The organism is Nonomuraea sp. 3-1Str (genome assembly GCF_031570565.1).
GTDB lineage: Bacteria > Actinomycetota > Actinomycetes > Streptosporangiales > Streptosporangiaceae > Nonomuraea.
In genome coordinates, this window is record NZ_JALHBK010000052.1 from 1 (window position 1) to 23,451 (window position 23,451).

Here is a 23,451-nt window from a genome sequence, read left to right on the forward strand (position 1 = left end):
CAGGAAATGCAGGTGTCGATGATTGTTTCGCAGGCAGAGGGCAGCTTACGGATTTCCTTGCTGTAGCTGGGGTTCAAACTTGTGCTGTTCCAGTCTGTGGGTCCGGCGGGCGCGAGCAGCCCGGCCGCCGCCAGCCGCCGTACGGCCAGCAGCACCGAGTACCCGGAGCGGCCCAGCCGCCGGGCCAGGTCCAGCGGCGCGGCCTCGCCGTCGGCGCGGGTGACGACCTCCCACTGGACGGCGCTGAGCGTCACCCCCTGCCCAGGAAGCCGGGGCGCGGGCTGTATTGGAGCGGTGTCCACGTCGGCGGACGGCCAGATCCGGGCCAGGTGCGCCCGGCGGCGGGCGCACTCCCGCACGAGCCCGGACACCTCGAAGTACCACCGGCCGCCCAGCCAGTGCCGCTCGCCGGGCCGGAACTTCGGCCGCGTCCCCGTGGCCGGCAGGAGGAAGAACGCGGCGTCCAGGACGGCGCCCAGCACGCAATACTGGAGCTCCCCGAGCGTGACCGGGCCCTCGGCGAGCAGCCGCTCGCAGCCGCCGTCCGCCTGGAGGCGGCGCAGCTCGGCCTCGGGGATCCGGCCGCGCGCGGCCAGCAGCCGCTCGACGCCGGGCGTCTGGGCGCACTCCATGTACGTGATCCGTCCCTCGTCGAGGAAGACGGTGCCGGTCCGGCCGACGCGCAGCGCGCCGGTGGGACGGTCGTTGGCGAGGCTCGCCAGCAGCGTGTCGAGGGTCCCCATGGGTCAGGCCAGCAGCCGGCCGGAGATGTCCCGCAGGCGGTGGCGCGCGAGCGCGAGGTTCGAGCGCTCCAGGTCGAGGCGGACGTAGATGACCAGCGGCCCCTCGAACACGGTCTCCATCAGCCTGAGCAGGTGGTGCCCGCGGTCGGTGGTGACGAGCATGTCGTCGATGCGGACCGTGTCGCCGGGGCAGGAGCGTGCCAGGCCGTCCACGGTGGCGCGGAGCGTCTCGGTCAGGGCGGCGGCGGAGTGCTCGGTGTCGACGCCCTCGGGCGCGCCGCTGGCCGCCACCGCCATGCCGCTGGTCTGGTCGAGCAGCATGGCGTCCAGCGCGCCCGGTATGGCCATGACCTCGGTCAGGCAGTCGTCCAGCCCGAGCACGGATCCTCCCCTCGCCGTCCCGAAGACTCGTCTTGAAGACTGGGACAGCGTAGGAGCGCGCCGGTGTCACGCAGCGGAGCCGGTCGGCAGCGGTACGAAAGCTATACGGCGCGGAAGGAGAAAAACCCCACCGCGGCGCAGCTTTCTCCGAGTTATCCGTATTGAGGATGACTTAGGCGAATATTCTTCGCCTTTTCGCAGGTCAGGGCCGAGATCGGAGGCTCAGGCGGGCTCGTCCGGGAGGACGGCTGCCTCGTCCGGCTTGTGGACGAGGACGTTCTCGATGTACGACTTCACGGCGGTCGCCAGCCCCACGTCCGCGCCCGCCTCCTCCGACAGGTACCACCGGTGGTCGAGGACCTCGTGGAAGAGCTGCGCCGGGTCGAGCTTGGCCCGCAGGCCGGCCGGCAGCGAGTCGATCGTCGGCTGGAACACCTCGGCCAGCCACCGGTGCGCCACGATGGCCTCGTCCTCGTGCCGCAGGCCCTTGGCCACGCGGAAGCCGTCGAGGTCGTTGAGCAGCCGCCGCGCCTGGTTCTCCTCCACGTCGAGGCCGGTCAGGCGGAGCAGGCGCCGCTGGTGGTGGCCCGCGTCGACCACCTTGGGCCGCACGATGAGCCGGCCGGTGCCGACCTTGCGCCGCACCATCATCTCGGCCACGTCGAAGCCGAGCAGGTTCAGCCGCCGGATCCGCTGCTCCACCCGGTGCCAGTCGACCTCCTCGATGATCTCGTCCTGGGTGATCTCCTCCCACAGCCGGTGGTAGCGCGTGACGATGTCCTCGGCCGTCTCCATCGGGTCCACCGACGGGTGCAGCAGGCCGCCGGCCTCCAGGTCGAGCATCTCGCCGAAGATGTTGGTGTGGGCGACGTCGATGTCGGCCAGCCGCTGCCCCTGGCTGAGCATCGGGTGCATCTCGCCGGTCTCGGCGTCCACCAGGTACGCGGCGAACGCCCCGGCGTCCCGGCGGAACAGCGTGTTGGACAGCGAGCAGTCGCCCCAGTAGAACCCGTTGAGGTGCAGTCGTACGAGCAGCACGGCCAGCGCGTCGAGCAGCCGGGTCAGCGTGTCGGGCCGCAGCGTGCCGGACATGACGGCCCGGTAGGGGAGCGAGAACTGGAGGTGCCGGGTGATCAGCGCCGCGTCCAGGCCCTCGTCCCGGCCGGTGACGTAGGCGACCGGCTCCACCGAGGGGGCGTCCAGCCGGGCCAGGTCCCAGAGGAGCTGGTACTCGCGGCGGGCGTACCGCTCGCTGATCTCCTTGATCGCGTACACCTTGCCGGAGAGCCGGGCGAAGCGGACGATGTGCCGGGAGATGCCTCGGGGGAGGTCGACGAGGTGGTGCTGGGGCCACTCCGCCAGTGGGCGGTCCCAGGGAAGGCCGATGAGGTCAGGATCATCAAGCGCGCCGGTGATCTGCAGGGGCATTTCTACAGGATATTGTGCGGCAGTGGACGAGTTTCTCAAATGGTACTTTTCCGGTCGTCCGGTCATCGCCAGCAACCTGGGGGCCGACGGCTACGACCACACACTCGGCGACTTCTCCGCCGAGGCCTGGACCGCCCGCGCCCGCGAGGAAGAAGCCTGGCTGGCACGGCTGTCCGCGACGGAGACCCCGACCCTGGACGACGAGATCGACAGAGATCTCGTCGTCTCCCAGCTGAGAGGCTCGGTGGCGCTCGCCGCCTGGCCGGAGTGGCGCCGCGACCCGGCCGCGTACCTCGCTCCGATCTTCAACGCCCTCTACACCCCGTTCCAGCAGCGCCTCAAGCCCGAACCGGAGCTGGTCGCCGCCGCCGTCTCGCGGCTGGCCGAGGTGCCCGGCGTGCTGGCCGCCTGCCGCGCCAACCTCGACCCGGACCTCGCCGCCCCCCTCCTGGTGCAGCGGGCGCTCGGGCAGGCCCGGACCGGCCGCAGGTTCCTCACCGAGACCGTGCCCGCCATGGTCGCCGACGCCGACGCGCGGGCCCGGCTCGCCGAGGCCGCCAAGCCCGCCGGCCGCGCCTTCGACGAGCTGGTCACGTTCCTGGAGGGCTTCGAGTGCGGCGGCACGTGGCGGATGGGCGAGCGCCTGTATTCCACGCTGCTGCGCGAGCGCGAGATGCTCGGGTACGGCGCGCCCGAGCTGCACGAGAAGGGCAAGGCCGCCTGGGCGGCGCTCGACGAGCGCATGCGCGAGGTGGCGCGCGGCGTCAACGGCACCACCGACTGGCGGGCCGCCATGGAGTCGCTCATGGACGACCACCCGCCGACGCTGGCGGACATGCGCGCCGAGTACGAGGCCGAGACGCTGCGCGCGCGGGAGTTCGTCCGTGAGCGCGACCTGGTCACCTTCCCCGAGGGGGAGGAGTGCCTGGTCCTGCCGTCGGCCGAGTACACCCGGCCCATCCTGGCCGTGGCCCACTACCTGGCCCCGCCGCCGCTGACCAGCTCGCGCACCGGCGTGTTCTTCGTGCCGTACACCCCGGACGGCTTCACCGAGGAGCAGGTGCGGCAGCGGCTGCGCACGAACTCGCGGGCCCAGATGCCCTCGATCGCCGTCCACGAGGCGTACCCGGGCCACCACTGGCACCTGTCGCACATGGCCGGCAACCCCCGGACGGCGCGCAAGGTGTTCCGCACGCCGTACTTCACCGAGGGCTGGGCCCTGTACGTGGAGAAGGTCCTGCACGAGGAGGGCTACTTCGACACCCCCGCCACCGAGCTGGCCCACCTGGACTGCCGCATCTTCCGGGCCGCCCGGATGGTCGTGGACACCGCGCTGCACTGCGACGACATGACGATCGAGCAGGCCGAGGAGTTCATGTCCACGAAGGCGTCGCTCACGCCGGGGACGGCCCAGGGCGAGGTCAGCCGCTACTGCGCCTGGCCCACGCAGGCGCCGTCGTACCTGACGGGCGCCATCGAGATCGACCGCATCAGGCAGTCGTACGAGGGCTCCCCGAAGGCGTTCCACGACCTGATCGCCGGCTCGGGCGGCCTGCCGCTCGGCCTGGCGGAGAAGGCCGTCACCGGAGCCCCGCGAAGCTGAGTCCCATGCCCTGTTCCGGCGCCGGTCTCAGGCGGGCCGGCGCGGGAACACGGGCGGGTCGAACGCCCGCTCCACCACCGCGTCGAGCTGCTCGGGCGTGAGGACGGCCGGCCGTCCCACCCCGAGCGCCCGCACGTACACCTCGCACAGCCACTCCAGCAGCCTGGTCGCCTCGAACGCCTGCTCCAGCGTGGCGCCGATGGTCACCCCGCCGTGGTTGGCCATCAGCGCCGCCTGCCGGCCGTCGAGCGCCTCACGCACGTGCCCGGCCAGCTCGGGCGTGCCGTACGTGGCGTAGGGGGCGACACGGACCGTGCCGCCGAGCAGCAGCGCGTTGTAGTGGATCGGCGGCAGCTCCGTCATCGTGGTCGCCACCACCGTGCCGAACACCGAATGCGTGTGGACCACCGCCTGGGCCTGCGTGCTCGCGTAGACGGCCAGGTGCATCGGGGTCTCCGACGACGGCTGGAGGTCGCCCTCCACCAGGTGTCCCTCGACGTCCACGACCGGGCACATCTCGGGAGTGAGCCGGTCCAGCGCCACGCCCGACGGGGTGACGGCGACCAGATCTCCCTGGCGGACGCTCAGGTTGCCCGAGGTGCCGATCACCAGGCCAAGCTCGACGGCGCGCCTGCCGTACGCGCACAGCTGCTCACGGGGGCTCATGAGCGGCAATGTAGTCGGTCGTCCGAAATACATCAACGCTGAACGGAGGCCGCGAGGAAGAGGTCAGAGGCGGTCGAGGTGGGTGAGCATGAGGCGTTCGAGATCCACCCGCGTCAGGCGGCCGGGGTAGAGGAGCAGGTGCAGGCTCAGGCCGTCCACCAGGGCGAGCAGGTGCTCCGTGACGTCGTCCAGGTTGTCCTCGGTGGTCAGCTCGCCCGCCTCGCGTGCCTGCGCGAGCAGGGTCCGCACCGCCGCGCGCAGCTCCCCGCCCTCGGCGCGCTGGACCTCCGCCAGCCGCTCGGCGGCCAGGCTGCGGCTCCAGAAGCTGACCTCCAGGCGCGTCTCCTGGGTGCGCTCGGCGTCCAGCGGCAGGTTGTCCAGCAGCACCTCGCGCAGCGCCGCGAGCCCCGTGACGCCGTCCACCCTGCCGGTGATGCGGTCGCGGATGCGCTGATGGGACTGGCGCAGCGCCGACAGCAGGATCTCGTCCTTGTCGGTGAAGTAGTGGGCGAGCACGCCGTTGGAGTAGCCCGCCTCCTTGGCGATGGCACGCGTGGTGGCGGCGTCGATGCCGTCCCGGACGATCACCCGGCGGGCCGCCGACAGCAGCTCGCGCCGGCGCTCGTCGTGGTCAACGATCTTCGGCAAGGCGTCGTCCCCCTTCGTGCGTCGTACCGCTCCCAGCATATTGACTTTTTATTCGGACGTCTGTCTATTTAGACCATGACCGTCGTCACCGTCGGCGTCCACATCGTCGACATCCTCGCCAGGCCCGTCGAGCGCATCCCCGAGGGCCAGGACACCGTGCTGGTGGACCAGATCCGCCTGACCGCCGCGGGCGCCGCCGCCGGCACCGCCGTGGACCTGGTCAAGCTGGGCAACCAGGTCGTCACCATGGGCGCCGTCGGCGACGACGAGCTCGGTGACTTCCTGCTGGCGGTGCTCGCCAAGCGCGGCGTGGACGCCTCGCGCCTGGTGCGCAGGCCGGGGGAGCAGACGGCCGCGTCGATCCTGCCGATCAGGCCGGACGGCGGCCGGCCCAGCTTCCACGTGCCCGGCGCCAACCTCGGCGTGACGCTCGCCGACCTCGACGTGGCGGCGCTGCGCGGGGCGCGGGCCGTCCACCTGGGCGGGATGGACGTGACGTTCGGGCTGGGCGATCCGCGGTTCTTCGAGCTGCTCGACTCGCTCCGCGCGGGCGGGACCGTCGTGACGATGGATCTGCTGTCGGAGCTGCCCGACCTGCTGGGCATGGCCAGGGTGTTCCTGCCCCACGTGGACTACGTGCTGCCCAACGAGTCGCAGGCGCTGCTCATGGCCGGGCTGGAGCACGGCGACGGCGTCGAAGGTGACGGCGGGGACGTGGCCGAGGCGGCGTTGGAGCTGCTGGCCGACGGACCGCGCGGGGTGATCGTCACGCTCGGCGGCGACGGCAGCCTCGTCGCCACCGCCGACGGCGTCGAGCACGTGCCGGCCCTGAAGGTCGAGGTCTCCGACACGACGGGCTGCGGTGACGCGTACTGCGCCGGCTTCGTCACCGGCCTGCTGCACGGGCAGGACGTGCTGGGCGCCGCCCGCTGGGGGACGGCCGCCGCCGCCCGCGTCGCCACCGGCCTCGGCTCCGACGCCGGCATCACCGACCTCGACTCCACGCTCGCCCTGCTGTCCTGAGACATGCCCTGAGGCGTGCCCCGAAGCGCGTCCTGACGCGTGTCCCGACGATCCGAGAGAAGGCCTGACCGATGAAAGACGCCGAGCTGCGCGCGCGGGCGCTGAAAGTCGTCCCCGGCGGCATGTACGGCCACCTCAACGCCGCCATCTTCGCCCCCGGCTACCCGCAGTTCTTCGAGCGCGGCGAAGGCTGCCGGCAGTGGGACGTGGACGGCCGCGAGTACATCGACTTCATGTGCAGCTGGGGCCCCGTCGTGCTGGGCCACCGGCACCCGCGCGTGGAGGAGGCCGCGGCCCGGCAGCTCGCCCAGGGCGACTGCCTGAACGGGCCGGGCCCCGTCATGGTGGAGCTGGCCGAGCTGCTGGTGGACCTGGTCCCCAGCGCGGACTGGGCGATGTTCTCCAAGAACGGCACCGACGCCACCACGCAGGCGCTCATGGTGGCCCGCGCGGCGACCGGCCGCACGAAGGTGCTCATGGCGCACGGCGCCTACCACGGCGCCGACCCGTGGTGCACGCCGTCGACCGCCGGCACCACCCCGAACGAGCGCGCCGACCTGGTGGAGTTCGCCTACAACTCGCTGGAGTCGCTGGAGGCCGCGGCGGCGACCGTCGAGGGCGACGTGGCGGCGATCATCGTGACGCCGTTCAAGCATGACTCGTTCGAGGACCAGGAGCTGGTGGAGCCCGCCTTCGCCAGGGGCGCGCGGGCGCTGGCCGACCGGCTCGGGGCCGCGTTGGTGATCGACGACGTGCGGGCCGGGTTCCGGGTTGACCTGCGCGGATCGTGGGAGCCGTACGGGGTGCGCCCCGACCTGACGGCCTGGTCCAAGGCCATGGCCAACGGTTACCCGATCGCCGCCGTGACGGGCACCGACGCGCTGCGCGGCGCGGCCCAGACCCTGTACTCGACGGGCTCGTTCTGGTTCTCGGCGGTGGCGATGGCCGCGGCCAAGGCGACGATCGAGACGCTGCGCGACGAGGACGGCATCGCCGCGATGGAGCGCGCCGGCACGCGGCTGCGCGAGGGGCTGTACGCGCAGGCCAAGGCGCACGGCTTCACGGTGAACCAGACGGGCCCGGTGACGATCCCGTGGCTCAGCTTCGACGGCGACGCCGACCTGTCCACGGCCCTGTACTGGAGCGACGCCTGCCTGCGGCACGGGGTCTACCTCCATCCGTGGCACAACTGGTTCATGTCGGCCGCCCACACCGAGGAGGACGTGGCCCGCGCCCTCGAAGGGACGGACCTGGCCTTCGCCGAGACCCGCGCCCACCTGGGCTGACCGGTCTCGGGCGGTTCGCGGCTCTTGCCCTTCTCGCCGGTGGTGGACGATGCTGTCCTGGGATCATCCGGGCGCCACGGGGTCACGGCAGGGTCACGTCTCGATGGCGACCCCTTGACGCAGCTCGGAGGCCGTCCGTACGTTCGGGCAAACGTTTAGGAAACTTTCCTAATTGCCCTCCAGGAGCCCCCATGACCCACCCCGGAGAGATCACCCGACGGCAGCTCATCCGGCGCATCGGCATGACGGCGCTGATCGTGGGGCCCGGAGCGGGCCTGCTGGGCGGCTGCGCCACCGGCGGCGCCGAGGAGCCGGCCGCGCCCGTCACCTCCGCCACCGGCTCCACGAGCCCCGCGAACCCGTTCGGGGTGGACGCCAAGAAGCCGCTGAAGGTCACCATCTTCAGCGGCGGCTACGGCGACGCGTACGCCAAGGACGTCCACGAGGCGCTGTACAAGAAGGAGTTCCCCGGCGCGGCGGTCGAGCACAACGCCACCCAGCAGATCGGCACCCAGCTCCGCCCGCTGTTCGTCAGCGGCGACGTGCCCGACGTGGTCAACAACTCCGGCCCCGAGGCCCTCGACCTGGTGGCACTGGCCAAGCAGGGGCACCTGGCCGACCTGACGGCCCTGTTCGACGCCCCCTCGATCGACGACCCCGCCAAGAAGATCCGCGACGTCGTCACCCCGGCCGTCATCGACAACGCCAAGATCGACGGCAAGGACCTCGTCCTCAACTACACGGTCTCCCACCGCGCCCTGTGGTACAACGCCAAGCTGTTCGCCGCCAAGGGGTGGACGCCGCCCAGGACGTGGGCCGAGTTCACGGCCCTGGGCGAGGCGGCCAAGGCCGAGGGCATCCTGCTGTTCGCCTATCCGGGGCAGAAGGGGCCGTACTACCAGCTCTGGAACGTCCTCTACACGGCCGCCAAGATCGGCGGCAACCAGGTGCTCATCGACATCGACAACCTGATCGACAACGCCTGGAAGGCCGACCCGGTCAAGCAGGCCGTCGCCGCCTGGGCGGACATCCAGGCGAAGTACGGCGACAAGGCGTACTTCGGCCTCGACCACACCCAGACCCAGGTCAAGCACCTGCAGGACAAGCTGCTCTTCTACCCGGTCGGCTCCTGGATCGAGAACGAGATGGCCAAGGACAAGCCCGACGGCTTCGAGTACGCCATCGCCCCCGTCCCGGACGTGACGGCGGCCGACAAGATGCCGTACGGCGCGATCCAGGTCGGCGTCGGCGAGAACTTCTTCGTCGCGGCCCGCGGCAAGAACCCGCAGGGCGGCCTGGAGTACCTGCGGGTCATGCTCTCCAAGGACGGCGCCCGGGGCTTCACCGAGAAGACCCAGAACCTCACGGTGGTGAACGGCGCCGCCGAGGGACTCGACCTCACCCCCGGCCTGCGCAGCGCCGCCAAGGCCCAGGACGCCGCCGGCCAGAACATCATCACCGACGCGCGCTTCGAGGGCTGGTACAAGGAGCTGTTCGACTACGGCACCGAGCAGATCAACGTGGTCATGGCCGGTCGGATCACCCCGGAGGAGTTCTGCGCCAAGATGCAGGACAAGGCGGACAAGGTACGCAAGGACGGCTCCGTCCCCAAGCAGATGCGGGGCCAGTAGCCGATGGAGCGGTGGCGCACATACGGCTTCGTCGCCGGATTCCTCGCCGTCCCGATCGTCCTGTACACGGTCTTCGTCATCAGCCCGTACGTGCAGGCGTTCCAGATCTCGCTGACCGACTGGAACGGCATCTCCTCGCGCCTGAACTACGTCGGACTGGACAACTTCGGCCGCCTGCTCGGGGACGAGGTGTTCTGGCGGGCCCTGCGCAACCACGGCATCCTGCTGCTGGCGCTGCCGATCGCGACCATCGTGATCGCGCTGTTCTTCGCGTTCCTGCTCAACCTGGGCGGCGGGTCGCGCGGCGCGGGCATGACGGGCGTGCCCGGCTCGGGGTTCTACCGGGTCGTGTTCTTCATCCCGCAGGTGCTCGCCGTCGCCGTGGTCGGGGTGCTGTTCAAGGCCGTCTACCGGCCGGACGAGAGCGGGGTGATCAACGGCGCGCTGGTCAAGCTCGGGATGGAGCCGGTCGGCTGGCTGATCGAGCCGCGCCTCGCGCTCTGGTCGATCATGGCGGTGATGGTCTGGCAGGCGGTCGGCTTCTACGTGGTGCTGTTCTCGGCCGGGATGGCCGCCATCCCGAAGGACTACTTCGAGGCGGCGGCCCTCGACGGGGCCGGGCGGATCCGGCTGTTCTTCTCGATCACCCTGCCGCTGCTGCGCGACACCGTGCAGGTGGGCTGGGTGTACCTGGGCATCGCGGCCTTCGACGGGTTCGCGCTCATCCAGGTGCTGGCGGGGGACAAGGGCGAGCCCGACGGCGCCACGACCGTGCTGCCCATCGAGATCTGGAAGACGGCCTTCTCCTACTCCAAGGTGGGCTACGCCTCCGCCATGGGGGTGGCGCTGTTCTTCCTGACCGTCACGTTCGCGGTGCTGACGCTGCGCACCACCCGCCGGGAGAGGATCGACCCCTGACCATGGCACCGCAACCCCCTCGCTCCGGCAGGCCGCGGCCGGGCGTGCTCGGCGGGCTGTCCCACCTCGCGCTCGTCATCTGGGCCGTGCTGATCATCGCGCCGCTGCTGTGGACGTTCCTGGCGTCGTTCAAGAGCAACACCGAGATCTTCGGCGACGCGCTCCAGCTCCCCGGCGAGCTGCGGCTCGGCGCGTGGGGACGGGCCTGGAGCAAGGCGCACATCGGGCAGTACCTGGTGAACACCGTCATCGTCGTGTTCTTCAGCACGCTCGGGACGATGCTCTTCGGGTCGATGGCGGCGTACGTGCTCGCGCGCTACCGGTTCCCGGGCAGCCGGATGATCTACTACTACTTCACGGCCGGCATGGCCTTCCCGGTGTTCCTGGCGCTGGGACCGCTGTTCTTCGTGGTCAAGCGGGTCGGGCTGCTGTACACGCACACCGGGATCATCCTGGTCTACATCGCGTACTCGCTGCCGTTCACAATCTTCTTCCTGGCGGCGTTCTTCCGCACGCTGCCCGAGACCGTCGCCGAGGCCGCCCGCATCGACGGCGCCTCGCACACCCGCACGTTCTTCCAGATCATGGTGCCCATGGCCCGGCCCGGCCTGGTCAGCATCACGATCTTCAACGTGCTCGGCCAGTGGAACCAGTACCTGCTGCCCCTCGTCCTGCTCGCCCGCGACCGGGACGACTGGGTGATCACCCAGGGCATCGCCGACATCTCCACGCTGGCCGGCTACGAGGCCGACTGGCCCGGCCTGTTCGCCGCGGTCAGCATGGCGATCCTGCCGGTGCTCGTGGTCTACGTCATCTTCCAGCGTCAGATCCAGTCGGGCCTCGGCGCCGGCGCCCTCAAATGACCGAACACCATCCGGCCCTCACCACGCATGACAAAAACGCCCTGACCGAGACGGACTTCGCGCCGGCCGCCCTCATCGACGGGATCGTCGGCGAACACTGTGCGTAGCCACTCGGTCACCCGCTAGAGTGGTGGCCCTCCACGAGCCGGCCGTACCCGCTCGTGACGCGATCCTTTGTCACCACCCCGGGGGTTTTCCATGCGCATGCCCGTTCCCATAGTGCTGCTCGCCGTTCTGGCGGCAGGCTGTGCACCCACCACGGCCGGTCAGGCCGGCACCGCCCAGACCCAGGACACTCCGGCCCAGGAGGCGGCGGCGCACACGCCGTCGCCGGCGCCCAGCCCCGAGGGCGGGCACCGCGGCGCGTCCGACAAGTCGGGCTCGCTGGCCTCCAGCGGCGACTTCACGCAGGACGGCAAGCGCGCCATCGTCTACGACCGCAAGCTGGCCCCCCAGGGGGGGCGGGCCAGCGTCACCGTCGAGTCGTCCAGCGGCCAGACGCTGTCCTCGCTCGTCGTCGAGGGCCTGCTGCCCGACCGCGCCTACGGCGCCCATCTCCACACCAAGCCGTGCGGCGCCAAGCCCGACGACTCGGGCCCGCACTACCAGCACGAGAAGGGCGAGGCCAGCGCCGCCAACGAGGTCTGGCTCGACTTCACCACCGACTCCACGGGCGCCGGTCGCGCCACCGCGCGCAACGCGTGGACGTTCTCCCCGGGCCACCGGCCGCACTCGCTGGTGATCCACGCCAAGCAGACGACCGCCAGCGGGCCCCAGGCCGGCGAGGCGGGCGCGCGCGTCGCCTGCCTCACCCTGGGCTGAGCCGCCGCGCCACTCCGCGCTGCACCGCGCCGGCCGCCACCCGATCCTCGGGCGGCGGCCGGTGGTCGCTGATCGGCGGCCGGCGGTCAGGCGTGTCCGGCCGGGACGGTGCCGAGGCGGCCGGCCTGGAAGTCCTCGAAGGCCTGAACCAGCTCGGCGTGCGTGTTCATGACGAACGGCCCGTAGTGGGCCACCGGCTCCCCGATCGGCTCCCCGCCCAGGACGATGACGTCCAGCGCGTCCTTGGCCGTGATCGTGATCGACTCGCCAGCCGTGGTGCGCCCGGGCCGGTCGCCGAACCCGTCGAACACCGCGAGCTGGCCGCTCGCGAGCGGCCGCCGCTCCGCACCGACGGTGCCGCGGCCCGACAGGGCGTACACGAGGGCGTTGAAGTCCTTGCGCCACGGCAGCGTGAGCCGGGCCCCGGGGCTGATCGTGGCGTGCAGCATCGTGATGGGCGTCTGGGTGCTGCCGGGGCCGGCGTGGCCCGCCAGGTCACCGGCGATCAGCCGCACCAGCGCGCCGCCGTCGTCGCTGCTCAGCAGCGCGACGCTGGACGCCCCGATGTCCTGGTACTTCGGCGCGATCATCTTCTTGGCGCCCGGCAGGTTGACCCAGAGCTGGATGCCGTGGAACAGCCCGCCCTGCTGGACCAGCCACTCCGGCGGCGCCTCCTGGTGCAGAATGCCGGCTCCGGCCGTCATCCACTGCGTGTCGCCGTTGGTGATTGTGCCGCCACCGCCGTTGGAGTCGAGGTGGTCGATCACACCGTCGATCATGTAGGTGACGGTCTCGAAGCCCCGGTGCGGGTGCCACGGGGTGCCCTTGGGCTCTCCGGCCGCGTAGTCGATCTCACCCATCTGGTCCATCATCACGAACGGGTCGAGGTACTCCGGCTTGATGGTGGCGAGCGCCTTGCGGACGGGGAAGCCCTCGCCCTCGAACCCGCTGGGCGCGGTCTCGACGGCGAGCACCTTGCGCTCGGGCCTGGCGCCGTCCGGCCGGGGCAGGCGCGGCAGGGCGAGCGGGTTCTCGACGGTTACGGCTGGCATCTCGCGCTCCTTCGCGTGGCGTTGTGCCCCCCTCAACTCAGTGCAAGTTTCAACTATTCCGCGGGCGTGACGAGCCGTGGATCGGCGGTGCGGTGGGTCAGCCGAAGACGGCCGGAGGCGGGACCGGGGCGAGGACCGGGTCGCCGTCCCTGATGGGCGCCGCCCCGGCGACGAACCGGGTCAGCGCGTCCCCGTGCAGGCATCGCGCCTGCGTGAGGCCGCCGGCGGCGCGGCGGGTGAGGAGATCGAGCGGCAGGGCCGTCCGTGAGGCGGCCAGGATGAGGTTGCCGAAGCGCCGCCCGCGCAGCACGCCCGGCTCCGACAGCAGGGCCACGTGGCCGAACGTGCCCTGCACCGTGGCCGCCAGCCGCCGGGCGAAGGCCAGGCCCTTGCCGTCGGCGAGGTTGACGAGCAGCGTGCCCGACGGCCGCAGCACCCGGGCGAGGTCGTCCATGTACTCGGCCGTCGCCAGCTCGACCGGCATGGTCGCCCCGGCGAACGCGTCCAGCACGACCAGGTCGGCCGAGGCGTCCCAGACCCGGGCGGCCCCTTCGCGGCCGTCCATGACGAGCACCTTCAGGCGCGGCACCGAGCGCAGGTCGAGCTGCTCGCGGATCAGGTTGACGAGCAGCCCGTCGGGCTCGACGACGATGTGGCGGGAGCCGGGGCGGGTGGTGGCCACGTAGCGGGGGATCGTGCAGGCACCGCCGCCCACGTGGACGCAGCTCAGCGGCCCCTCCGGGAGCACGTCGATGACATCCGCCATGAGCTGCACGTACTCGAATTCCAGATATGTGGGGTCTTGTAGGTCCACATAAGACTGCGGTACGCCATCCTTGGACAGTACCCAGCCGTCCGGCCTGTCCAGATCCCGGAGCAGTTCGATCTCGCCGAAGGTGACCGGATACAGGCCGGGCATCGGTTCGCGCTGTGCTCGTGCCACGTTGCTGCCTCCCTGGGAGAACACCGTATGCGACGAAGAAGGCTGATCGTGCTTACCGTCGCGGTTCTGGCGATATTGGGCGCGTACGGCTTCGCGGTCGCCTCGGCCGCCCGGGTGCGGGGCACGGCCGGGCAGGCGGCCGACTCCTACTTCGAGGCCTGGCGGGAGGGGGACGTGCGGGCCATGGCCCGCCTGGTCTACCAGGCGCCCTCCGACTTCGTCTCCCGCCACCTGATTTTCAGCGAGGAGCTGCACGTCCAGAAGATCGAGCTGCGGCCGGGGGCGCTGAAGAGCACGGGGGAGGGGACGGCCGAGGTGCCGTTCACCGGGACGCGCACGCTGCGGGAGTTCGGGGCGTGGCCGTTCGCGGGCACGCTGCGGCTGGCCGTGCGGGACAGGACATGGAAGGTCCTGTGGAGTCCCGAGACGCTGCACCCGCTGCTCGCCGGCGGCGGCACCCTGAAGATCGTCGAGTTGGAGGACGTGAAGGCGGAGTTCCTCACCAGCGAGGGCGACAGGATTCCGCACGACAGTTACGCCGACGCCTATCTCGAACGGCTCGCGCCGGAGTTCGCCGTCGCGTCCGGCGGACGCGCTCTGGTCGCCGCCGCGCCCGGACAGCCGGAACGGCGGCTGCTGACGCACGCCCTCGACCCGGTGGTCCAGCGCACCACGCTGTCGCGGCCGGTGCAGGCGGCGGCGGCACGGGCCCTGGACGGGGTCGAGGACGCCGCGATCGTCGCGCTGCGGCCGAGCACCGGCGAGGTGCTGGCGGTGGCCGACCGCCTGGGCGACGGCCACAGCGCCTTCGACGACCTGTTCCCGCCCGGCTCCTCGTTCAAGACGATCACCGCGGCGGCCCTGCTGGCGAGCGGCCTCGACCCGGCGGCCGAGCTGTCCTGCCCGGGCGACTACCAGATCCCCCTGCACCGCTCGTTCCACAACGCGGGCTTCGAGGACCACGGCACCGTCAGCTTCACCGACGCCTTCGCCCTGTCGTGCAACACCACGTTCGTCGAGCAGGTCACCACCCGTCTGGCGGCCGGCGACCTGCTCGCGACGGCCGGGCAGTGGGGGTTCGGCAGGTCGCTGCCCACGGGCGCGGGCGGCACCTGCGGCACGATGGAGGAGCCGGAGGACACCGACTGGCTCGGCGCGGACGCCATCGGCCAGGGCTCGGTGCAGGCCACCCCGCTGTGCATGGCGGCGGTCGCCGCCGCCGTGCAGAGCGGCACCTGGCGCTCGCCGCGACTGCTGCCCGAGAAGGAGGTGCGGCGCCTGGAGGGGCCACCGCCCAAGCCGGTCGAGCTCGACGCGGGGATCGTGGACGCGCTGCGCGGCATGATGGCGGCGGTCGTGGACCACGGGACGGCGAGCGGGGCGGGCCTGCCGACGGGGGTGGCGGGCAAGACGGGGACGGCCGAGACGATCGACGGCGCCGATCACGGCTGGTTCATCGGCTACCGCGACGACCTGGCCTTCTGCGTCTTCGTCCGGCACGGCGGGGCGGGGCGGACGGCCGCGCTGCCGATCACCTCCCGCTTCCTCAACGGGCTGTAGCCGAAAGATCTGTAGCCGAATGGGCTGTAACCTACGGTACCGTAGGTTTCATGACGACGGTCACCATGAAGCCCAGACTGCGTGGCTGGTTGCACACCGGAGCGCTGCCCGTGACCCTGGTCGGCGGGTTCGTGCTCGTGGCGCTGGGCCCCACCCTCCAGGCCCGCCTGGCCGCGGCGATCTACGCGATCACCTCGGGTCTGCTGTTCGGCATCTCGGCCACCTACCATCGCGGCACGCTGGGGCCACGCCTGGCCGAGGTGCTGCGCCGCTTCGACCACGCCAACATCTACCTGATCATCGCGGGCACCTACACGCCGTTCGCGCTGCTCGCGCTCACCGGCGCCGCGCGGGTGGCCGTGCTGTCGGTCATCTGGGGCGGGGCGCTGGCCGGCGTGGTGTTCCGGGTGTGCTGGATCGGCGCGCCGCGCTGGCTCTACACGGCCCTCTACCTGGTGCTCGGCTGGACGGCGATCTTCGTGATGCCGCAGCTCCTGGAGGGCGCGGGGCCGGCCGCCGTGGTGCTGATCGCCGTCGGCGGCGTCCTCTACAGTGCCGGCGCCATCGTGTACGGCCTGCGCCGCCCCGACCCGTCGCCCCGCTGGTTCGGCTACCACGAGGTCTTCCACGCCTGCACCATCGCCGCCTACCTGGTGCAGTACATCGCGGTGTCGATCGTCGTCTACGCCCAGATGTGATCTCCGGCCGGGCCGGTGCGGAGCGTGGAGATCGGTGGGCGGTGGATCGCCGACTTTTGACCGGACGGTGGTCTGCTTTCGGGATCTTTCTGGAGAAGAGACCGACATGGAGCAAATCGCGCGGATCTGGTGGCTGATCCTCATCCGGGGCATAGCCGCCCTCATCTTCGGCATCCTCGCGCTCATCTGGCCGGGGAAGACGCTGCTCATAGTGGTGATCTTCTTCGGCGCCTACGCGATCGTGGAGGGCATCTTCGCGATCTTCGCCGGCGCCCGGCACAACGCTCAGTCCCGGGCCTGGCTCATCATCTCCGGCATCCTCGGCGTCCTGGCCGGCATCGTGGCGTTCCTGTGGCCGGGCATCACGTCGCTGGCGCTCCTGTACGTCGTGGCCTTCTGGGCCATCTTCGCCGGCATCACCGAGATCGTGGCCGGCATCCAGCTGCGCAAGGTCGTCGACAACGAGTGGATGCTCATCATCGGTGGCATCCTCTCGGTCATCTTCGGCGTGCTGCTGCTGATCTGGCCGGGCGCCGGGCTGCTCACGCTGATCTGGCTGGTCGGAGTCTTCGCCATCGTGTACGGCATAGCGATGATCGTGCTCTCGTTCCGTGTGAAGAAACTTCAGCCTGCGGCGTAGATTTCCAGAAAATTTCCGGATGAATGGGGATATGGGCGGGGAAGTATGTCCTGTTGGTTCGTTGTGGAGGAATCATGGACGTACACGCCCGCCTCGCCCGCCACCTACTCGTCGACGGCTACCGCCTCGTGCTCGACCTCGACCGCAGCCGGGGCTCCTGGCTCGTCGACGCCCGCGACGGCCGCCGTTACCTGGACTTCTACACCTTCTTCGCCTCGGCGCCGCTCGGCGTGAACCCGTCCTTCGACCCCGAGACAGCCGAGCTGCTCGGCCGGGTCGCGCGCAACAAGCCCGCCAACCCCGACATGTACACCGAGCACCTCGCCGACTTCGTGGAGACCTTCACCCGCGTCCTCGGCGACCCCGAGCTCCCCCACCTGTTCTTCGTCGAGGGCGGCGCCCTGGCCGTCGAGAACGCCCTGAAGACGGCCTTCGACTGGAAGAGCCGCCGCAACGAGGCCGCCGGGCGATCCGCCGACCTCGGCACCCAGGTGCTGCACCTGACCCGGGCCTTCCACGGGCGCAGCGGCTACACCCTCAGCCTGACCAACACCGAGCCCGGCAAGACCGACCGCTTCCCCAAGTTCGCCTGGCCCCGGATCGACGTGCCGGCCGCGCACCTCGGCGACGTGGAGGCGGCGGAGGCCCGCGCGCTGGAGCAGGCGCGAGCCGCCTTCGAGCGGCATCCGCACGACATCGCCTGCTTCATCGCCGAGCCCATCCAGGGCGAGGGCGGCGACAACCACATGCGCGCCGAGTTCCTCCAGGCCATGCAGCGCCTGTGCCACGAGTACGACGCGCTGTTCGTCCTGGACGAGGTGCAGACCGGCGGCGGGACCACCGGCACGCCCTGGGCCTACCAGCAGCTCGGCCTCGCGCCGGACATCGTGGCCTTCGCCAAGAAGGTGCAGGTGGGCGGCATCATGGCGGGCCGCAGGGTGGACCTGGTGCCGGACAACGTCTTCCAGGTCAGCGGCAGGATCAACTCGACCTGGGGCGGCGGCCTGGTCGACATGGTCCGCTCCCGCGCCCTGCTGGAGATCGTCGAGCGGGACGGCCTGATGCCGCGCGCCGGGCGGCTCGGCGCGCTGGTGGTCGAGCGACTGACCAAGATGCAGGCCGAGCGGCCCGACGTGCTGTCCGGCGTGCGGGGGCGCGGTCTCATGTGCGCCTTCGACCTGCCGGACCGGCAGAGCAGGGACGCCCTCGTCTCCCGGCTGCGGGAGGACCAGGGCGTGCTGGTGCTGTCGTGCGGGCCGCGCTCGGTGCGGCTGCGGCCGGCGCTCAACATCACCGAGGGCGAGCTGGACCACGGCCTGCGCGCCATCGCCACGGCACTGGACGCCTGACACCCCGCGCCTGACACCCCGCGCCTGACAGCCCGCGCCTGACGCGCCGCGCGCGTGAGGCGTCGTTCCCGGCCTTCCCCGAAAACCGGCAAGGATTGGCAAGGACATCGCCGTGGGTCGGCTTTCCCGCGCCGACGGGGGCCTGGACGTCGTCAGGCTTGCCCGCATGGCCGAAGCTCCACCCTTTCCGCGTTCAGCGCCTCTCGCCCCCGACCCCCTCACGGAAGGCGCGCCCCCCACGGCCCCGCCCTCGCTGCGGCCGTCCGCGTGGCTGCCGGCGGTGGCCGTGGCCGGTTGTGTCGGGGCGGTCCTCGGGTTCCACGGCGTCCCCATCTCCGACCTGGGCGTCTTCACCCTCTACGCCGCGCTCGGCCTGGCCCTGCCCGGCCTGCTCTGGGTCCGCGTCCTCTACCGGCGCCCGCACACGCTGCCCGAGGAGCTGGCCCTGGGCCTGGCGCTCGGCTACGCCGCCGAAGTCCTGTGCTACCTGCCCGCCCGCGCGGCGGGCGCGCCGCTGCTGGTGGCCGCCTGGCCGATGGGCACCTACGCGCTGTTCGCCGCGGTGCCGCGGCTGCGCGCCCACTGCAGGGTGACCCGCCGGCCCAAGGCCCCGCTGTGGTGGTCGTGGTGCCTCGCGCTGGCCGTGATCGGCCTGACCCTGTGGATCTCCGTGGGCTACTTCGCGGCCCACCCGATCGCCGGACCGCGGGGCGCGGCGCCGGTCGCCGCCCTGCCTCACCTGGACATGATCGACCGGCTGATCAGCCACGGGCCGGGTGGCGGGCCGTTCGGCCACGACTGGTTCGTGCACGCCCATCTCGCCGCCGCGAGCTGGATCACCGGCGTGGAGCCGTCCGTGCTGCTCTTCCGGCTGGCCCCGCTGCCGATGCTGGCCGCGCTGGTCGTGCTGCTCGGCATGGCGGGCCGCCGCTTCACCGGCTCGCGCCGTCAGGCGCTGGCCGCCCTGACGGCCGCCGCGTTCGTGACGGCGCCCAGCCTGTACGCGGGGACGGCCGCCGGTCTCCTCACCTGGACGCCCGCGCAGGAGTGGGCCATGCCCGCGCAGACCTTCGGCGCGCTGCTGTTCGCGCCCCTCGTCGTGCTGCTGCTCGACCTGTTCGGCGACCGGGCGTCGCGGCGGGGCGTGTGGCTGATGTTCGCCGTGCTGCTCGCCGCCCTGGCCGGGGCCAAGGCCGTGTATGTGCCGCTGCTGGCGGCCGGGCTGCTGGCGGTCGTGACGGTCGAGGCGGTCAAGTGGTTCTCGCTGCCCCGCCGCGCCACCGCGGCCCTCGGGCTGGCGGCGTGCGCGCTCGCGGCGCAGGCAGCCCTCCTGGGCGACGCCTGGCAGGGGACGGCCGTGCAGCCGCTGGCGTTCGTGCGGGCGTCCTGGGCCGGGCTGACCGGCGCGGGGGACCCGGCCGAGGCTCCGGTGTCGTCGCTGGCCGGCGTCACCGCGCTCTGCCTGCTGTGCGGGGCGATCCCCTGGTGCGGCGTGCTCGGGCTGCTGCGGCGGCCCCGGCTGCTGGCGCGCCCGCCGGTCGTGCTGGCGCTCGGCATGGGCGCGGCCGGGCTGGGGGCGCTGCTGCTGCTCGGCGACCCGTACCAGGCACAGGGGGACTACCTCCAGGCGGCCTGCCCGTACCTGGCGATGGCCGCGGTCTACGGGCTCGGCTGCGTGATCAGGAAGGCGGGCGTCTCGTTCAGGGCCGGGCTGTGCGCGGCGCTGGCCGGGGTGGCGGCGGCCTGCGCGGTCCGCTGGGTCTTCGGCGTCCACGTCCCGCTGCGGCCGGGCGGTGGGGAGCTCGCCCTGTACCTGCCGTACCTGACGCTGGCCGGAGTGGTGCTGGCGGTGGCGGCCCTGCTGGGGGCGGCCGGTCTGCCGCGCCCGCGCGTCTGGGCGCTGGCGCTCGTGCTGGTGACGGCGGCGGGCACGCCGGCCGCCCGGCTCGGCCAGGTGCTGCCCGGCCCGGTCGCACCGGCCCGGCAGACCGGGACGTGAGCACCGGGACGTGAGCACCGGGACATGAGTGAGGCCCTCCGGAAGGACTCCGGAGGGCCTCACGCGCGGGCCGGGCTCTACAGCACCTCGACGTTCGGCCCCCGGCAGCGGTTGCGGGTGTCGAAGACGTACGGGCTGACCTCCCGCACCAGTTCGTAGTCGAAGTCGTCGTGGTCGGTGAGCACCAGGACCGCGTCCGCCTCGGCCAGCTCCCGGCGCGTGGCCTCGACGATCTCGATGCCCGCCGGCAGCCGGCAGTCCGCCGCGTGCGGGTCGGCGGCCCGCACGCGGGCGCCCAGCTTGTGCAGCGCCCTGACCACCTCGATCGCGGGCGACTCGCGGCAGTCGCCGGCGTTCTTCTTGTACGCCAGTCCCAGCACGACCACCCGGCTGCCGTTGAGCGCCTTGCCGCGCTGGTTGAGCGCCAGCATCAGCCGGTTCACGACGTGGTCGGGCATGTGGTCGTTGATGTCGTTGGCCAGCTCCACGAACCGGAAGTTGTGCCCGAGGCTCCGCTTGACCTTCCACGACAGGTACGACGGGTCGATCGGCAGGCAGTGCCCGCCGACGCCGGGACCGGGCGTGAAGCGCATGAAGCCGAACGGCTTGGTCGAGGCGGCGTCGATGGCCTCCCAGACGTCGATGCCGAGCTGCTCGGCGAAGATCGACAGCTCGTTGACCAGGGCGATGTTGACGTGCCTGAACGTGTTCTCCAGCAGCTTGCACAGCTCCGCCACCTGCAGCGACGACACCGGCACGACCTGGTCCACGACGCGCCGGTAGAAGCCCTGGATGCGCTCCAGCGAGGTCTCGTCCAGGCCGGAGACGACCTTCGGCGTGTTGTCCAGGCGCCAGACGGCGTTGCCCGGGTCGATCCGCTCGGGGCTGTAGCCCAGCAGGAAGTCCTCGGGCGCGCGCAGTCCCGAGCCGTCCTCCAGGATCGGCAGCAGGTACTCCTCGGTGGTGCCGGGATAGGTGGTCGACTCCAGGACCACCGTGGCGCCCGGCCGCAGCAGCGGGGCGATGGACCGGCCGGCCGAGGCGATGTGGCAGAGGTCGGGGGCGCCCTCGGACAGCGGCGTCGGCACGGTGATCACGCACACGTCGAAGCCCGCGGCGTCGGCGTAGTCGGTGCTGGCGAGGTAGCGTCCGCAGCTCAGCGCGGCGGCCACCTGGTCGTCGCCGATGTCCTCGACGAACGACTCCCCGGCGTTGAGCCGCTTGACCCGCCAGTCGTCGACGTCGATCCCCACGACGTCGAACCCGGCGTCGACCGCTCGCATCGCCAGCGGCAGGCCGACGTATCCCTGGCCGACGACCACCAGTTTCTCTCTCATGTCTGGACCCCCGTCGTTTCGAGATGAGATATCACCCGACTGTAGGAGTCAGGTGATCTCGTGCCGCCGATTCGGCCGGAGGTCCGGCGTGTCGGCGGCGGCGCCCGCGAGGCGGCGGGCGGCGAAGGTCGTGGCGCAGGCAAGGACTGGCAATGACATGGCTCCGGCGCGATGTCCGGGCCTGTCGGGAGTGATCCGGTCGCCACACTTGCGGGCATGGCCAATCTTTCGCCGCGTTCATGGTTGTCCGCTGCGCTGACGGGTCTGCTGGCCATGGGGCTGCTCACCGCCTCCACCCGGACCGCGGACGCCCGCCAGTCGCCCGTCGAGCTCGGCGAGGCCGAGGACTGCGCGCTCATGGCGGGCCTGGCGGTCAACAGCACGGACCTGACCAGGATCGCGGGCGACATCGGCGTCAGCCCCGGCACGATCGTCACCGGCTTCCCGCCGGGAGAGGTGCTGGGCGACATCCACACGGGCGGCGGGTACGCCGCGCGGGCCCACGCGGACGCGGTGAGCGCCTACCAGGAGGCACGGGGGCGGGCGGCCAACAGCTCGATCCCCTCGCAGCTCGGCGGCCGGACCCTCGGCCCCGGCGTGTACGCGAGCCGGAGCGGCGCCTTCCAGATCGACGGCACCCTCAAGCTGGACGCCGAGGGTGACCCCGACGCCGTCTTCATCTTCCGGGCCGACACCACCCTGGACACCGCCCGGGTGAGCAACATCGACGTCGTGAACGGCGCCCAGGAGAAGAACGTCTTCTGGGCGGTCGCGGGCACCGTCGGCCTCGGGACGCTCTCGACCTTCCGCGGCAACATCCTGGCCCGCAACGGGATCGTGGTGAACGAGGGCGTGGCCATGGTGGGGCGGGCGATCTCGCTCGACACCTCCGTCGCCCTCACGGGCACGGACGTGGAGCCCACCACCCACATCACGCTGCCGGTCCGCCCGCCCACCTCGACCACGCTCACCTCCTCGCCCAACCCCTCGCGCCTGAACGAGCCGGTCACCTTCACCGCCGTCGTCGAAGGCACCTTCGACGGCGTCCACGCGGGCGGCAAGGTGGTCTTCAGGGACGGGACGACCGAGCTCGGCTCGGCCCAGCTGAACGGCATGGGCATCGCCACGTTCACCACCGACGAGCTCACCAGGGGCGTGCACCTGATCCAGGCCGTCTACCTGGACGGCGGCAGCGCCGTCCACGAGGGATGGGTCTACTTCGAGCCCAGCGAATCCCCCGTAGTGCAGCACCAGGTGCTCAATCGCCGATAGGACCTGACCGACACAGGGGGAATGCAGTGTTTCGTGGGATGAGGATGCCGGCGCTCGCGCTGACGATGGCCTGTGCCGCCTGGGGGCTGTCCGGCATGGACGCGGCAGCGGCAGGCACGGGCGCCATGACCGGAGGGGTGGCCGGCGTACGGCCGGTGAGCGCCGACGGCCGCGGCGCCGTGGCGGGCGCGCACTGCCGCAGGCACCATTGCGGATGCCGGCGCGCGTGGTGCGGGCGGAGGTGGCCCGGTCCGGTGGGCCCGCGCGGACGCCGGGGGCCGCACGGCCACGAGGGCGAGCGCGGCCCGGTGGGCCCGGCCGGCAAGGACGGCGCGAGCGGCCCGCAGGGGCGGCCCGGCTCGACGGGACCGGCGGGGCCGGGGCGGGGGGGGGGGCGGGGGGGGCCCCCCGGGGCCCCCCCCGGCGGCCCCCCCCCCCCCCCGGCCCTCCCCCTGTTCTACCTCCCTTTCTCCTTCCTAACCCTAATCTTTGTCGCTCTCCCACGCAGGAACCTCACAGAGCTGCCCCCCCCCTCCCCCGCGCCCCTGTCGCCGAGAGAGTGCGGTGTGCAACAAGCCCCCCGGGGAGG

Annotated in this window: 21 protein-coding genes; 13 read left to right on the forward strand and 8 right to left on the reverse strand. The window is 71.7% G+C overall.

The genetic code is table 11. The features are described from left to right. The 3 genes from MTP10_RS41135 to MTP10_RS41145 form a co-directional block, all read right to left on the reverse strand. A partial coding sequence (locus MTP10_RS41135; protein WP_310717332.1) for a hypothetical protein occupies positions 1–743 on the reverse strand: 743 nt, incomplete at its 3' end. A gap of 3 nt (positions 744–746) precedes the next feature. Beyond that, positions 747–1,124: a roadblock/LC7 domain-containing protein gene (locus MTP10_RS41140; RefSeq protein WP_310717333.1), complete on the reverse strand. Its 378-nt coding sequence runs from the start codon at positions 1,122–1,124 to the stop codon at positions 747–749. Positions 1,125–1,346: 222 nt separating this feature from the next. Beyond that, a complete protein-coding gene (locus MTP10_RS41145; protein ID WP_310717334.1) occupies positions 1,347–2,552 on the reverse strand; it encodes a DUF4032 domain-containing protein in 1,206 nt (401 codons plus the stop codon). A gap of 22 nt (positions 2,553–2,574) precedes the next feature. Here MTP10_RS41145 and MTP10_RS41150 point away from each other — a divergent pair, with 22 nt between their 5' ends. Then, positions 2,575–4,155 carry a DUF885 domain-containing protein gene (locus tag MTP10_RS41150; RefSeq protein WP_310717335.1) on the forward strand — a complete coding sequence of 527 codons (1,581 nt, stop codon included), beginning with the start codon at positions 2,575–2,577 and terminating at the stop codon, positions 4,153–4,155. Between the two features lie 27 nt (positions 4,156–4,182). Here the strand turns inward: MTP10_RS41150 and MTP10_RS41155 are convergent, their stop codons facing one another. Next, positions 4,183–4,821, reverse strand: a complete 639-nt coding sequence (locus MTP10_RS41155; RefSeq protein WP_310717336.1) for a class II aldolase/adducin family protein — start codon at positions 4,819–4,821, stop codon at positions 4,183–4,185. 63 nt (positions 4,822–4,884) lie between these two features. Beyond that, entirely contained in the window at positions 4,885–5,469 is a 585-nt protein-coding gene (locus MTP10_RS41160; RefSeq protein ID WP_310717337.1) for a TetR/AcrR family transcriptional regulator, read from the reverse strand. Between the two features lie 75 nt (positions 5,470–5,544). Between MTP10_RS41160 and MTP10_RS41165 the strand changes: the two genes are divergently transcribed. From MTP10_RS41165 to MTP10_RS41190, 6 genes are all read left to right on the forward strand, one after another. Continuing rightward, positions 5,545–6,492, forward strand: a complete 948-nt coding sequence (locus MTP10_RS41165; RefSeq protein ID WP_310717338.1) for a PfkB family carbohydrate kinase — start codon at positions 5,545–5,547, stop codon at positions 6,490–6,492. Between the two features lie 71 nt (positions 6,493–6,563). Next, on the forward strand, positions 6,564–7,778 hold the full coding sequence (locus MTP10_RS41170; protein ID WP_310717339.1) for an aminotransferase class III-fold pyridoxal phosphate-dependent enzyme: 1,215 nt from the start codon (positions 6,564–6,566) through the stop codon (positions 7,776–7,778). Positions 7,779–7,969: 191 nt separating this feature from the next. Continuing rightward, complete coding sequence (ngcE, locus tag MTP10_RS41175) at positions 7,970–9,409, forward strand: N-acetylglucosamine/diacetylchitobiose ABC transporter substrate-binding protein (protein ID WP_310717340.1); 1,440 nt, start codon at positions 7,970–7,972, stop codon at positions 9,407–9,409. 3 nt (positions 9,410–9,412) lie between these two features. Further along, complete coding sequence (locus tag MTP10_RS41180) at positions 9,413–10,327, forward strand: sugar ABC transporter permease (RefSeq protein WP_310717341.1); 915 nt, start codon at positions 9,413–9,415, stop codon at positions 10,325–10,327. 2 nt (positions 10,328–10,329) lie between these two features. After that, a complete protein-coding gene (locus MTP10_RS41185; protein ID WP_310717342.1) occupies positions 10,330–11,190 on the forward strand; it encodes a carbohydrate ABC transporter permease in 861 nt (286 codons plus the stop codon). A gap of 204 nt (positions 11,191–11,394) precedes the next feature. Continuing rightward, entirely contained in the window at positions 11,395–12,012 is a 618-nt protein-coding gene (locus tag MTP10_RS41190) for a superoxide dismutase family protein (RefSeq protein WP_310717343.1), read from the forward strand. A gap of 86 nt (positions 12,013–12,098) precedes the next feature. On the opposite strand, the gene MTP10_RS41195 is transcribed toward MTP10_RS41190, so the two are convergent. Both MTP10_RS41195 and MTP10_RS41200 read right to left on the reverse strand, forming a co-directional pair. Then, positions 12,099–13,064 (reverse strand): pirin family protein, encoded by a 966-nt coding sequence (locus tag MTP10_RS41195; RefSeq protein WP_310717344.1) that lies wholly within the window; start codon positions 13,062–13,064, stop codon positions 12,099–12,101. A 97-nt stretch (positions 13,065–13,161) separates the two neighbouring features. Beyond that, the gene (locus tag MTP10_RS41200) at positions 13,162–13,983 is read right to left on the reverse strand and encodes a fused MFS/spermidine synthase (RefSeq protein WP_310717352.1); all 822 of its coding nucleotides are present in this window, start codon (positions 13,981–13,983) and stop codon (positions 13,162–13,164) included. A gap of 72 nt (positions 13,984–14,055) precedes the next feature. On the opposite strand from MTP10_RS41200, the gene MTP10_RS41205 reads away from it, so the two are divergent. From MTP10_RS41205 to MTP10_RS41225, 5 genes are all read left to right on the forward strand, one after another. Continuing rightward, on the forward strand, positions 14,056–15,567 hold the full coding sequence (locus MTP10_RS41205; protein ID WP_310717345.1) for a penicillin-binding transpeptidase domain-containing protein: 1,512 nt from the start codon (positions 14,056–14,058) through the stop codon (positions 15,565–15,567). Positions 15,568–15,617: 50 nt separating this feature from the next. After that, the gene (locus MTP10_RS41210) at positions 15,618–16,265 is read left to right on the forward strand and encodes a hemolysin III family protein (RefSeq protein WP_310717346.1); all 648 of its coding nucleotides are present in this window, start codon (positions 15,618–15,620) and stop codon (positions 16,263–16,265) included. A gap of 106 nt (positions 16,266–16,371) precedes the next feature. Further along, positions 16,372–16,905, forward strand: coding sequence for an HdeD family acid-resistance protein (locus tag MTP10_RS41215; RefSeq protein WP_310717347.1), 534 nt, complete (start codon positions 16,372–16,374; stop codon positions 16,903–16,905). A gap of 74 nt (positions 16,906–16,979) precedes the next feature. Beyond that, positions 16,980–18,254: an L-lysine 6-transaminase gene (gene lat, locus MTP10_RS41220; protein WP_310717348.1), complete on the forward strand. Its 1,275-nt coding sequence runs from the start codon at positions 16,980–16,982 to the stop codon at positions 18,252–18,254. 112 nt (positions 18,255–18,366) lie between these two features. After that, complete coding sequence (locus MTP10_RS41225; RefSeq protein WP_310717349.1) at positions 18,367–20,253, forward strand: hypothetical protein; 1,887 nt, start codon at positions 18,367–18,369, stop codon at positions 20,251–20,253. Positions 20,254–20,330: 77 nt separating this feature from the next. Here the strand turns inward: MTP10_RS41225 and MTP10_RS41230 are convergent, their stop codons facing one another. Next, positions 20,331–21,590, reverse strand: coding sequence for a nucleotide sugar dehydrogenase (locus MTP10_RS41230; protein ID WP_310717350.1), 1,260 nt, complete (start codon positions 21,588–21,590; stop codon positions 20,331–20,333). Between the two features lie 243 nt (positions 21,591–21,833). Between MTP10_RS41230 and MTP10_RS41235 the strand changes: the two genes are divergently transcribed. After that, a complete protein-coding gene (locus tag MTP10_RS41235) occupies positions 21,834–22,862 on the forward strand; it encodes an ice-binding family protein (RefSeq protein WP_310717351.1) in 1,029 nt (342 codons plus the stop codon). Positions 22,863–23,451 lie beyond the last annotated feature (589 nt).